Below are 12,247 nucleotides of genomic sequence, written 5' to 3'. Positions count from 1 at the left end.
GAGGAGGCAGATGTGGGCCCGGTGGGTGTCGGCCGGAACCGCTTGACAAAATACCCTAGGGGGGTATGGTAAAAATCGTTCGACAGGCAAGGAAGGGAATGACAATGAGCACCACGACCGTCACCGTCACCGGTATGACCTGCAGCCACTGCGTGGCCTCCGTCCGCGAGGAGGTCGGCAAGATTCCCGGCGTCACCGATGTAGCCGTCGACCTGGCCAGCGGACGCGTCGATATCGACAGCGCCGAACCGGTCGATCGCGTCCGGATCGCCGAGGCCATCGACGAAGCGGGATACCAGCTCGCCGACTGAGTCGAGCGAGATTGTCGGCAGCGCAAGGAAATCGGGAGTACGCAGATGACCGCCACCGCCAAATTCTCCGCATTCGTCGTCGGTCTGGCGGCGGTGTTCGCTCTCGCGATGGGAGCGGGCGCCGTGCTGGGCCCGGCTCCCGCCGCGGACCACGCCACACCCGCCGTCATGTCCGGTCATGCCGGGCACGGGAACTGACAGTTCATCCACCGCCCCACGAGGGCAGCCGCACAGATGGGAACAACGATGGGCACCACGACTCAGCCGCCCACACAACATCGGATCGAGTTGGAAATCGGTGGGATGACCTGCGCTTCGTGCGCCAACCGCATCGAGAAGAAGCTCAACAAACTCGACGGGGTCACCGCGTCGGTGAACTACGCGACGGAAAAGGCGCGCGTGGAGTTCGACGGCGCTGTCACGCCCGAGGAGCTGATCTCGACCGTCGAGCAGGCCGGCTACACCGCCGCCCTGCCCGCGCCGACGGTAGCCGAGACCGAGTCGGACGGTGTTCCCGAGGCGGATCCGGTCGCCTCCCTGCGGCAGCGTCTGCTGATTTCGCTGGTCCTCACAGTCCCGGTGATCGCTATGGCGATGGTGCCGGCGCTGCAGTTCACCAACTGGCAGTGGCTGTCGTTGACGCTGGCCGCGCCGGTGGTGGTGTGGGGCGCCTGGCCGTTCCATCGCGCGGCGTGGGCGAATCTTCGCCATGCCACCGCGACGATGGACACCCTGATCTCGATCGGCACACTGGCCGCGCTGGGCTGGTCGCTGTACGCCCTGTTCTGGGGTACCGCGGGGATGCCCGGTATGCGCCACGCCTTCGAGTTCACGATCGCGCGGGCCGACGGCACCGGCAACATCTATCTGGAAGCCGCCGCCGGCGTGACCACCTTCATCCTCGCCGGCCGCTACTTCGAAGCACGCTCCAAGCGCCGCGCCGGTGCGGCGTTGCGCGCACTGCTCGAACTGGGTGCCAAAGAAGTGTCTGTGCTTCGGGACGGTACCGAGCAGCGGATACCGGTCGACCAGCTGAGGGTTGGGGACCTGTTCGTCGTGCGGCCGGGGGAGAAGATCGCCACCGACGGCATGGTGGCCGAGGGGTCCTCGGCGGTGGACGCCTCGATGTTGACCGGCGAATCCGTTCCGGTCGAGGTCGGTCCCGACGATGCGGTGGTAGGTGCCACGGTCAATGTCGGTGGGCGAATCGTGGTGCGTGCCATACGAATCGGCGCCGACACACAGTTGGCGCAGATGGCGAAGCTGGTCGAGGACGCACAGACCGGTAAGGCAGCCGCGCAGCGTCTGGCCGACAAGATCTCGGGTGTTTTCGTGCCGATCGTGATCGCGCTGGCGGTGGCCACGCTCGGGTTCTGGCTGGGTACCGGCGGTTCGGTGGCGGCGGCGTTCACCGCGGCGGTGGCGGTGTTGATCATCGCCTGCCCGTGCGCGCTGGGTCTGGCGACCCCGACCGCGTTGATGGTCGGTACCGGTCGCGGCGCCCAGTTGGGCATCCTCATCAAGGGGCCCGAGGTGCTGGAATCGACCCGTCGCGTCGACACGGTCGTGCTGGACAAGACCGGCACGGTGACCACCGGGAAGTTGACTCTGCTCGATGTCGTCACCGCGGACGGCGAGGACACCGGTCGGCTGCTGGAACTGGCGGGCGCACTGGAGGATTCGTCGGAGCACCCGATCGCGCAGGCGATCGCCAAGGGTGCGCGTGAGAAGGTCGGCGACCTGCCCGCGGTGGAGGGATTCACCAACATCGAAGGTCTCGGGGTGCAGGGTGTGGTCGACGGCCACGCGGTTATCGTCGGCCGTCGGCAACTGCTGGCCGACTGGTCACAGCATCTGGATGCCGCCCTGGAGGCGGCGATGAGTGCCGCCGAAGCCGACGGTAAGACCGCGGTCGCGGTGGGCTGGGACGGTGCCGCGCGCGGTGTGCTGGTGGTGGCTGATGCGGTGAAACCGACCTCGGCCGAGGCGATTTCACAACTGAAGGCACTCGGGTTGACACCGATCATGCTCACCGGTGACAACGACGCCGCCGCTCGGGCGATCGCCGACGAGGTCGGTATTGACCAGGTGATCGCCGAGGTGCTGCCGCAGGACAAGGTCGATGTGGTGAAGAAGCTGCAAGCCGAGGGCAAGGTGGTCGCGATGGTCGGCGACGGTGTCAACGACGCGGCCGCGCTGGCTCAGGCGGATCTGGGCTTGGCCATGGGTACCGGCACCGACGTGGCCATCGAGGCCAGCGACCTCACCCTGGTCCGCGGTGACCTGCGGGCAGCGGCCGACGCGATTCGCCTGTCCCGCAGGACGCTCGGCACCATCAAGGGCAACCTGTTCTGGGCCTTCGCCTACAACGTGGCGGCTCTTCCGCTGGCCGCCGCCGGGCTGCTGAACCCGATGATCGCCGGCGCGGCGATGGCGTTCTCGTCGGTCTTCGTGGTCAGCAACAGCCTGCGGCTGCGCAACTTCCGCTCCACCGCCAACTGAACAGTAGGAACCGGGCGGGACAGCATTCTGCTGTCCCGTCCGAATCGTTTGGAGGACAGCACATGTCGATCATCACCGGCACTCGGCGACTGGCGCAGCACCCGATAAGCCGCTCGGTCGTCCGATGCCTTGCGGGCTGTGCCCTGGGCGCTGTGCAGGAGGCGCTTCGATCGAAACGGGCGACTCCGAAAACCGGAAGGTAATGATCTGCGGCAGAGACCGGGCACGGATGACGGCTGACCGCATACTTCGACTGCGGGCCCGACTATCAGGGAGATCCCCCATTTCGGATCGACCAATTTCCTGGTGAGCTGTAAGTGCGTACCACGACGCGCAGAGCGAGCCGGTACCAAAGCCGACGGGCTGCGCCCCTCTGTGCGAGACGCCTACTTCGAGTCGCGAAGGGTAGGTAAGGAGCAGCGATGGAATCCAGACGTACCGACCGATGGCACCGATACTGGGACAAGAAGTCCCGCTCCTACGACCGGGAGATGGGCTTCTGGGACCGGCACGTCTTCGGTGACTCCCGGGCCTGGGCCTGCGGCCGGGCCCGAGGCGATGTGCTCGAAGTTGCGGTCGGCACCGGTCTGAACCTGCCCTTCTATCCGGACACGGTGCGGCTCACCGGTGTCGACCTCAGCGCGCAGATGCTCGCCATTGCTCGAAAACGCGCCGAGGAGGTCCGGCCTGACACCACGCTCCAGGAAGGCGACGCGCACGCTTTGTCATTTCCGGACAGCACGTTCGACACCGTCGTGTGCACCTTCGGCTTGTGCGCGATCCCCGACAGCGCCAAGGCGATCGCCGAGATGCGGCGAGTCCTGCGGCCGGGTGGACAGCTCATCCTGGTGGACCATGTTGCCAGCAGTTCTCGCCCGGCACGGTGGGTGCAGCGCGTCCTCGAAACAGTCACCGTGCCGCTGGCGGGCGAGCACTTTCTGCGCCGCCCCATCGACACCGTCCGCGCGACCGGCTTCGAGGTCGAACACGCAGAACGCTTCCGTCTGGGACTCGTAGAACGGGTTGTCGCCCGGAAGCGGTGACAGGTAGGCGCCGGACCCCTGCCTGCTCGATTTGTCGGCCTATCGAAGCCGTTTGCGGCGGGCGCGAAACAGTAAGAACAGCAAGGCTTTTCCAGCGACCACTAGAATCAGAGAAAGAGATAGCGTCCACCGCCAGTGGGTTACCGCATAGCCGGCCGCGCCGACGTGCACGACCAGCGCGACCGCGACCGCGACCGCGATGGCAATGAGAACCCATCCGCGACCCGGGGACCGCCGGCCGAAGTCAGTGGTGTGGGCGAATTTCATGATGGCGGCGAGCCTTCCGTATCGGCGATTTCGGTCCATACGATTCGGATGCTCCCACGTCCGAAACGCTCGAGGTCTCGGGCGACGATGTCCCGGATTCGTTGCAGCGCTGGCGGATCGGCGGCATTGATGCGAACGGTGAGTGTGCCCGCGTCGGCATGCAGAGTGCAGGTCCCCCACGGGGCGAATTGGACCATGGCGTCGTTGTCTGCGGTCTCGACGCTCAGACGGACGTCGGCGATATCGTTGCGGTGCAAACGCATTCGGTGGGCTCGCGGTGATGCCATCGCGTAGGCGTGGGTGCAGAATTGCTGCAAGTACCGGGGTCCCCGGTCGGTGGGAATGCAGGCTCGGATGGTTGGCATGCTGTATCACTTCCTAGTGATCGCGGCCAGCCACGCTGCAACACCGGCCGGGTCGGTGCGGATGTCGATGACGGCCGGGGCGAGGGAGTCGATTCGCCAGCCGTCGGCGAACGCGGTCTCGATGTCGGTGCGAGTGAGTCGGTGCGGGCCCCAGTCGCCCGGCTGCTTATCGCTGAATCCGAGCATGAAGTATTGCCCGCCGGGCGACAGCACCGCGGCGAGACTCTGGGCGTAAGCCGAGCGGGTTTCGGGCGGGAATATGTGGAACAGCCCGCAATCGAGGACGGTGTCGAAGGTTTCGCCGAGCTCGGCCAGCGCGAGGGCGTCATGGTGCAGGAAGCGGGCCTCGATTCCGCGTTCGCGGGCCTTGCGCTCGGCATGTCCCAAGGCGCGAACGGATTGGTCGACTCCGGTTGCTTCCAGACCCAGACCGGCGGCGAGAAGAGCGTGCTCGCCTGTGCCGCAACCGATATCGAGCACACGTCCGCTGAATGTACCGGCGGATGCCAGTCGCGCGAAGGCCGGTTGTGGGCGGTCGATGTCCCATGGAGGTTTGGAGTCGTAGAGATCGCGGGGGGATGCGGGCGAGGCGTGATTCGGGTTCGACATGAGACTCCTGGCGTTCGAGGTCGTGCGGGGTGAGCCACACGCCAATTTATCGAGACATCACGTCTATAGTCAAGAGGCAGTGTATCTATTCGGGTTGCAGTGTATGGTTCAACGGTGCCGAAGTTGTGGGACGACACGATCGATGCGCATCGCGCGCAGGTGCGCAATGCGGTGCTCGATGCTGCCGCGGAACTGGTGTTCGCGCAGGGGCTTCGGTCGGTGACCATGGCGCAGATCGCCGAACGGGCCGGGATCGGCCGGGCGACGCTGTACAAGTATTTCCCCGATGTGGAGACGATCCTGCGCACCTGGCACGCCCAGCGCATCGATACCCACATCGCGGAGCTCGTTCGCGTACGTGACGGCGCCGGCAGCCCGAGCGCACGGCTGCAGGCCGTGCTGACCGCGTACGCCGATATCGCCCACCAAACCCGCAGTCACGACCGGGAAGTGGTGACATTTCTACACCCCGACGATCGAATCGCGAACGCGCACAAGCAGTTACAGAATCTGGTTCGGCACCTGATCGTTGAAGGCGTGGAAACAGGCGAACTTCGCGATGATGTCGACCCCGATGTGCTGGCTGCCTATTGTTTGAACGCCCTGGCGGCGGCCGCTGAATTGAGCGGTGGCGTGGTGCCGGATCTGGTCGCGATCACCATCGCCGGGCTACGCCCCGCATGACAGTAGTTTCCTGTGCGAGAGTCGATCGCTGGTGCGCGTTACGAGCGCGTGGATGCTTCCTCGCTATCAGCGGAGGCCGGCGATTGCCGCCTGGAACCGCTGAGCGCATTCTTACGGTGGAGCCGTGATCGAGGCCCATCCAGTTCCCTCGCCTCCCGGGCACGTCAGCCAGCTATCGGGCCGGCCAAGGAGTTCCAGGAATTCGAGGATTACCAGAACCAGCTGCGGCGCTGCCTCACCGAGGAAAGTCTGCCGCTCGACAGCCGGGTCGCCGGTGCACTGATCCCCTACCTCTTTCCGGGTAAACCGCCGACCCGACCCCGCCACACCCGTTCTCTGCGCCAGTCGCTCACCGACAACTGACTGCCCAGCCTTGTGCACGCAACACCGCGATGATGACCATCATCGCCGAGCTGCCGCCGGCGGTGGTTAGTGACCTCCTTGGAATCCACCCGGGTACGGCCGCGCGATGGGCGCAGATTGCCCAGTGAGGGTGGGCCTACTACCTTGCTGCAGGCTGCCCGAGTAGAGCGAGCGCCGGCCGTCAGGGCCGATAGGCACCCTCCGGGAACAATGTCCCGACGGAGCGCACCGCGAGCAAGGCGCGCGTCGAAAGAAGACCGCGGGGCTGCTGCACGGAGAGGTCAAACTGTCACCCGATCGTGCAGCAGCCCCCGCCCAGTCTCTCGGGCTGTCTCCTCCCCATACAGCGTGGCTAGGGTGAGGACGCCCTCGCAGCAGGTCGATGCCTGTCACCCGTGTCTTAAGGGCGTTTCCGCGGTCCTTGTTCCCTTGCCTGATAGCTCGGCTTCGACCACGCACGTCAGTAGGGCGATCGTGTGGAGGCTATTGCCTCGCAATTCGCGGAAAGCCTCGAGAAAGTCCGCACCTACGGTCCCAGCTAGCTCGACTGATGGACCGGCGAAATTGGGCCGTAGGTCCCTGGCAGCGAGCCCGGTGGGCGACGACAGTGAAGGCAGCGGCTCCTACATGTGAGGAAGTGACGAGAAGTGAGTATCGCTCGACGTATGGCCTTGTTGTTCCGGGTCAAGACCAACAAGCTGCTCGATCGCACCGAGGACCCCCGTGAGGTGCTCGACTACTCGTATCAGCGTCAGTTGGAGATGCTCGCGCAGGTGCGGCGTGGGCTGGCTGATGTCGCGACCAGCCGCAAACGCATCGAATTGCAGGAAAGCCAACTCCATCAGTCCGCCGGCCGTCTGCAGAGCCAGGCCCAGCAGGCCGTCACCCAGGGACGCGACGACCTGGCCCGAGAGGCGCTGACACGGCGTGCGGCGACCCTTGCCCAGATCGAGCAGCTGTGGCCGCAATACGAGGACTTGGCGGCCCAGGAGGCCAAGCTCACCACCGCCTCGCAACGGTTGCAGGCGAAGGTGGAGGCGTTCCGGACCCGCAAGGAGACGATCAAGGCCACATACACGGCCGCTGAGGCGCAGACCAAGATCAGCGAGGCTGTTACCGGCATCTCGGAGGAGATGGGTGATGTCGGGCTGGCGATCCAGCGCGCCGAGGACAAGACCGCGCAGATGAGTTCGCGCTCGCAAGCGCTGGACGAGTTGATCGCCTCCGGCGCGTTGGAGGATGCCACTGCTCCGGTCGGGCAGCGTGACGATATCCAGGCCGCGCTCGATGCGAGCCGTGGTAGCGATGTCGATGCCGAGCTGGCTCAACTGAAGAGCACACTCACGCCGGCGATCGAGGCGAATCCGCAGGAGAGGCCGCAATCATGATTGTTCGTATTCTCGGTGAAGGTCAGTACAGTCTCGATGACGCCCGCCTTCCCGACCTCAACGAACTGGACGACGAGCTGTTGCAGGCAGCCGACGCGGGAGACGACTCCGGGTTTTCGCTGGTCCTGGGTCGGATGCTGGCCGCTGTCCGCGATCTTGCCACCCCGGTAGCCGACGACGCGCTGGTCGCCTCGGAGCTGGTTCTTCCCAGTGCGGATATGCCGTTGTCCGAGGTGCGCGCGATGCTGCGCGACGACGGACTGATTCCGGGATAATCGGTATGCGTACTCGTTTCCGGCCGGATCATCGGCTCACGGCCCGAATGGGGTTGACCATGTTCTTGCTCGGCTTGCTCTATGTCGTGTTCATCGCGGCGCTGGTGGTGTTGATCAAGTCGGTCGTGGTGGTCGTGGTGATCGTAGGTGGGCTGCTGTTCGCGCAGTTCTGGTTCTCCGATCGGATCGCTCTGTATGCGATGCGGGCGCGTGTAGTCACGGCTGAGGAGGCACCGCAGTTGCACGGCATCATCGATCGGCTCTGCGCGACCGCGAATATGCCCAAACCGCAGGTCGCCATCGCGGATCTCGATATGCCCAACGCGTTCGCCACCGGTCGCCGTCCGCGCCGCGCGGTCGTCGCGGTCACCACCGGCCTGCTGCAGCGGCTCGACGCCGATGAGCTCGATGGTGTTCTGTCGCACGAGCTTTCGCACATCGCCCACCGGGATGTGGTGGTGATGACCACAGCGTCGTTCATGGGCGTGCTCGCGGGCCTCATCGCACGGTTCACGCTGTACTCCGCGATGTTCGGTGGCGGCGGTCGTGATCGCCGTGATGGCGACAACTTGTTTCTCGTCGTCCTGGCCGTGATGGCGGTGTCCGCGGCCGTCTACGCGATCAGTTTCCTGCTGATCCGAGCGCTGTCCCGGTATCGCGAGCTGGCCGCCGACCGAGCCGGCGCGATCCTCACCGGGCGCCCGTCCGAGCTGGCTTCGGCGCTGACCAAGATCAGCGGGGACATCGGCCGCATTCCCAGTCGCGACCTGCGCACCGAACAGCCGTTCAATGCGTTCTTCTTCGCCCCCGCGCTGGGTGCCGGGGCCACCTGGTCGACGCTGTTGTCCACCCATCCGAGCCTTCAGCAGCGACTGGACCAGCTCGGTACGCTGGCTACCGAACTCGGGCAGGAAAGCTGAGACCGGGATGGGGTTCCTCGACGCGCTGCTGGGCCGCAGCAAACCGGTGCAGCCGAATCTCGATGTATTGTTCGCCATTCCACCCGCTGCCTACACCCTGCAAGCCGCACTCGATGTCCATCCAACCGGGGCCGGGGCTGTGTGCTTCAAGCAGGCCGAGGGCGCCGGCGCACGACAGTCCGAGGCGGAGATCCTCGCTCTGCTGCACCTCGAGCCGACCACCGCGGTGGCGGTGACGACCGACGGATTCGGCTACACCTGGATCACCTGCCGACAGGACATTGCCGACCTGTCCGCGTTGGTGACCGCGCTGCACGCTGTCAATTCCACTCTGTCCGACAACGGTTTCGGCCCGAACTTGCTGTGTACCGTCATCGGCTTCGCCACCGCTGACGCTCCGCCACACCGGCTCGGGCTGGTTTACCTGTTCAAACGGGGCACCATCTACCCGTTCGCGCCCTCCGGGGAGCAACGCCGCGACAACACCTTTGAATTGCAGGTCCGCGCGGCGCTTTCCGGCGAACTCCCCATCGAAGCCGAACTCGAGCACTGGTTTCCACTGTGGGATGCGCCCGTGCCCTGAGGTCGCCTGCGTGAGTGATTCCGGTCATCGATGTGGCCCAGACGCCGTTCCGGGAAGGGGCGGACGACGGCCGCAGGTTCCGCGGTCAGGAATCTTGCAGATCCCGGCGGGAGAATGCGTAGGCTCCGGCGGCCGCTGCCGCGATACCGACGGCTGTGAGCACGGCACCGGTGTTCCAGGTCACCGCTTCGGCCGGCGCACGGGATACATGGTGGAGTACCGACAGTTCCAGCAGCCAGTGGTTCAGGCCGAGGCTGGCGCCGATGATTTCGAGCAGGAACGACCAGGCGACAACTGTGTAGGTGACGAAGCCTGCGAATCGTGGCAGCAGTCCGTGTGCGAGGGTTCCGATGCCCAGGACGAGGATGCCGACAGGGATGACGTTGATACCGGCGGCCAGCAAGGTACCGAAGCTCAATCCGGCGTTGGTCACGGCGGTCCCGGCCCAGACGAAGACGCCGGCGGTTGTTCCGAGTCCGGCCAGGACTGTGACGGATACGACGAATCGTTGTGCCAGCCACGGCGTCCGGGCAACCGGTCGGGCGAGGAGGTGATCGATGCGGCCGGTCGCTTCCTCTTCGCGGGTTGCGTTGACCTGTCCGCGGCGGTCATTGCGATCAGGAAGGCGATGATCGTGAAGGAGACACCGAGATACACCGCACCTCCTCGAGCGTGCGCGATGGCGACGAACAGGCCGCCGGTCTGGTTGGCCCAGATGTCGGCGGAGCCCTTGGCGATGAGTCCGACGACGAAGCCGCCGACCGCGAGCCCCACGCCCCACCCGAGCACGGTGCCTCGCTCAAGCCGATACGCCAGTCCCGTTGTGCCGGTAAGCAGTCGGGTATGGGCCGGGGCGGTGTCGCGGCCGGGCAGGATTCCGGTGTTGAGGTCGCGGGCGCCGGCGACCGCGATCGTCGCCACCACCAACACGGTGACGGTGGCGGCGATGGCCAGCAGCGGTGGCCAGTGGCTGCGAATGAATGGATGAGTCTCATCGACCCAGCCCAAGGGGGTGGCCCAGCGCAGCCAGCGCAGTGAGGTCGAGCTGTAGGCAATGACTCGGACCAGGTAGGCCATGCCGAACACTGCTCCCGCCAGCGCGGCCGCCTGCCTGCGAGTGCTCGCCAGCTGGCTGCACAGCGCCCCGACTGCGAGGAATACCGCCGCCGCGGCAGCTGTAGCCGCAGCCGCGAAAAGCGCTGTGGCAACCGAGAATCGAGCATCATGGTAACGCCCGGTCGCAGCGTAGATCGCCGCTGTGACCGCCCAGAGCGTCAGCCACGCGATGCCGAGGCCGGCCAGTGCGGCTGCCGCCGCACGACGGGGTGTGGTCGCACCGGCGAGCAGCACCTCCCAGCGGCCGGAGTCCTCTTCACCGCGTAGCGCGCGGGTGGCGGCCAGCAGCCCCCACGCCGCGCCGATGATTCCCAGCACGCCGACCGCGTGCGTGGCGGCATATCCGGCCGGAGTATCGATGTCGGGTGAGGGTCCGAACAGTGCTGTGATGCCGATGTTGGTGCCCATCATCGCGACCAGGCGCGCCCGGTCCGCGGCCGTCGGGTACTCCTTGGCGAATTGGATCACCTCCAACCAGGTGACCACACCGAACACCGCCTCCCAGATCACCGCTCCCCCGATTGTGCTGCGGGCGGCCAGCCACATCGGCACCCGGGCCGAGACTCGTTCGGGGGCCAAGGGAATTTGGCAGGTATTCCGTTGCCCAGATACCAGGGATTCAACGGCCATGGGAGACTGCCTCCTCGGTCGTGGCGGTCGATTCGGTGCCGTAGCGTTCGAGGAACAGCTCCTCGAGGGAGGGGCTCACGACTGAGCAGCTGTGTCACCCGAGCGGCGGTGAGCCGTTCCAGCAGCGGTTCGACCGGGCCACGGGCATGTAGCCGCACGCGGTTACCGTCGACCTCGATGCCGCTGACACCGGGAACCTGGGAAGATTCGGCGGCGTCCCGGTGAAGGTGGCCTCGATCGACAGCGCCGCCAGATGCCGCATGTCGGCCAGCGTTCCGATTTCCACCAGACGCCCGCTGCGCAGGATCGCTACCCGATCGGCCAGCGATTCGACCTCACTGAGAATGTGCGAGGAAAGAAACACCGTCTGCTCGTTCGTTTTCGCTTCGGCCACGCAGGCGCGGAACTCGCGCTCCATCAGCGGGTCCAGTCCGGTCGACGGCTCGTCGAGTACCAGCAGATCCGCTCGGCTCATCAAGGCCGCGATCAACGCGACCTTCTGCCGATTGCCCTTGGAGTAGCTGCCGCACCCGCTTCGATGGATCGAGGGCGAACCGTTCGATCAGCTCGTCGCGGTAATCGGCATCGACGCGGGACTGCACGCGGCCGAGCAGGTGCAGCGTTTCTTCTCCGGTCAACCCGGGCCACAGATTGGTTTCTCCTCCCACGTACGCGAGGCGGCGGTGGACTTGGGGAGCGCAGCGGCGCACGTCACAACCAAAAATCTGCGCTTGGCCGGCACTCGGATGGAGCATGCCCAAAAGCAGCCGGATCGTCACTGTCTTGCCCGCCCCGTTCGGCCCCAGATAGCCCAGCACTTCGCCGCGGCGGACTTCCAAGTTCAACGCCGCCAGCGCGATGAGATTCCCGAACCGTTTGGACAGCCCCTCGGCCTGAATCGCGATCTCCATCGTCCGGCCTTCCTTTCAGCAGTGGGCTACCCGAAACACCAGGTCGGATCTTCCGCTTCTACTGATCGTCGTCCGGATCGGCAGTGCGATGGCAGGGACTTGAGTCGCTAATCGTGGTGGCGTCCGGCGTCCATGTAATGGCCTTGTCGGCCGGTTTGAGCGCCGTGCTGTTCGTCACGTTCGGTTCGAGCGCCTTTGGGGAAGGCATCGGCTTCCGAGTCCGTTCCATCCCGCCATCTGCATCGCCCCCGGCGCCGGATCCAGGATCAGTTCGGCCCCT

Annotated in this window: 14 protein-coding genes and 1 pseudogene; 10 read left to right on the top strand and 5 right to left on the bottom strand. The window is 65.7% G+C overall.

Features of this window, described 5'->3' with window-relative positions; translation table 11 throughout:
- Positions 1-104 precede the first annotated feature (104 nt).
- The 4 genes from A5780_RS24270 to A5780_RS24260 all read left to right on the top strand — a co-directional run bounded on the left by A5780_RS24270 (position 105) and on the right by A5780_RS24260 (position 3,856).
- Positions 105-311 carry a heavy-metal-associated domain-containing protein gene (locus A5780_RS24270; RefSeq protein WP_062965780.1) on the top strand — a complete coding sequence of 69 codons (207 nt, stop codon included), beginning with the start codon at positions 105-107 and terminating at the stop codon, positions 309-311.
- Between the two features lie 45 nt (positions 312-356).
- Positions 357-509 (top strand): hypothetical protein, encoded by a 153-nt coding sequence (locus tag A5780_RS41280; protein ID WP_167355034.1) that lies wholly within the window; start codon positions 357-359, stop codon positions 507-509.
- A gap of 48 nt (positions 510-557) precedes the next feature.
- On the top strand, positions 558-2,813 hold the full coding sequence (locus A5780_RS24265) for a cation-translocating P-type ATPase (RefSeq protein ID WP_062965779.1): 2,256 nt from the start codon (positions 558-560) through the stop codon (positions 2,811-2,813).
- Positions 2,814-3,235: 422 nt separating this feature from the next.
- Positions 3,236-3,856, top strand: coding sequence for a class I SAM-dependent methyltransferase (locus tag A5780_RS24260; protein ID WP_062965778.1), 621 nt, complete (start codon positions 3,236-3,238; stop codon positions 3,854-3,856).
- A gap of 263 nt (positions 3,857-4,119) precedes the next feature.
- Here the strand turns inward: A5780_RS24260 and A5780_RS24250 are convergent, their stop codons facing one another.
- Positions 4,120-4,488, bottom strand: coding sequence for a DUF2218 domain-containing protein (locus A5780_RS24250; protein ID WP_082976689.1), 369 nt, complete (start codon positions 4,486-4,488; stop codon positions 4,120-4,122).
- Positions 4,489-4,494: 6 nt separating this feature from the next.
- Entirely contained in the window at positions 4,495-5,097 is a 603-nt protein-coding gene (locus A5780_RS24245) for a class I SAM-dependent methyltransferase (protein WP_062965775.1), read from the bottom strand.
- A 114-nt stretch (positions 5,098-5,211) separates the two neighbouring features.
- Here A5780_RS24245 and A5780_RS24240 point away from each other — a divergent pair, with 114 nt between their 5' ends.
- The 6 genes from A5780_RS24240 (at position 5,212) to A5780_RS24220 (ending at position 9,310) form a co-directional block, all read left to right on the top strand.
- Positions 5,212-5,781: a TetR/AcrR family transcriptional regulator gene (locus A5780_RS24240; protein WP_062965774.1), complete on the top strand. Its 570-nt coding sequence runs from the start codon at positions 5,212-5,214 to the stop codon at positions 5,779-5,781.
- A 12-nt stretch (positions 5,782-5,793) separates the two neighbouring features.
- A complete protein-coding gene (locus A5780_RS40220) occupies positions 5,794-6,144 on the top strand; it encodes a hypothetical protein (protein ID WP_156769642.1) in 351 nt (116 codons plus the stop codon).
- 665 nt (positions 6,145-6,809) lie between these two features.
- Positions 6,810-7,532 (top strand): PspA/IM30 family protein, encoded by a 723-nt coding sequence (locus A5780_RS24235; RefSeq protein WP_062965772.1) that lies wholly within the window; start codon positions 6,810-6,812, stop codon positions 7,530-7,532.
- Positions 7,529-7,807 carry a hypothetical protein gene (locus tag A5780_RS24230; RefSeq protein ID WP_062965771.1) on the top strand — a complete coding sequence of 93 codons (279 nt, stop codon included), beginning with the start codon at positions 7,529-7,531 and terminating at the stop codon, positions 7,805-7,807. Before A5780_RS24235 ends, A5780_RS24230 begins: the two co-directional genes overlap by 4 nt.
- Before the next feature lie 5 nt (positions 7,808-7,812).
- Entirely contained in the window at positions 7,813-8,727 is a 915-nt protein-coding gene (htpX, locus tag A5780_RS24225) for a zinc metalloprotease HtpX (protein ID WP_062965770.1), read from the top strand.
- A gap of 7 nt (positions 8,728-8,734) precedes the next feature.
- Entirely contained in the window at positions 8,735-9,310 is a 576-nt protein-coding gene (locus A5780_RS24220; protein ID WP_062965769.1) for a hypothetical protein, read from the top strand.
- Positions 9,311-9,395: 85 nt separating this feature from the next.
- Here A5780_RS24220 and A5780_RS24215 read toward each other — a convergent pair whose 3' ends face one another.
- From A5780_RS24215 to A5780_RS43220, 3 genes and pseudogenes are all read right to left on the bottom strand, one after another.
- The gene (locus A5780_RS24215) at positions 9,396-9,743 is read right to left on the bottom strand and encodes a hypothetical protein (protein WP_062965768.1); all 348 of its coding nucleotides are present in this window, start codon (positions 9,741-9,743) and stop codon (positions 9,396-9,398) included.
- Positions 9,740-11,056 (bottom strand): hypothetical protein, encoded by a 1,317-nt coding sequence (locus tag A5780_RS24210; protein ID WP_156769641.1) that lies wholly within the window; start codon positions 11,054-11,056, stop codon positions 9,740-9,742. The genes A5780_RS24215 and A5780_RS24210 overlap by 4 nt, the downstream gene beginning before the upstream one ends.
- Positions 11,046-11,967 (bottom strand): annotated as a pseudogene (locus A5780_RS43220) (ATP-binding cassette domain-containing protein). Before A5780_RS43220 ends, A5780_RS24210 begins: the two are co-directional and overlap by 11 nt.
- Between the last annotated feature and the right edge of the window lie 280 nt (positions 11,968-12,247).

Source organism: Nocardia sp. 852002-20019_SCH5090214 (genome assembly GCF_001665865.1).
Taxonomy (GTDB): domain Bacteria; phylum Actinomycetota; class Actinomycetes; order Mycobacteriales; family Mycobacteriaceae; genus Nocardia; species Nocardia nova.
The sequence above is the reverse complement of the archived record's forward strand: the minus strand, read 5'-3'. Positions and strand labels throughout refer to the sequence as shown.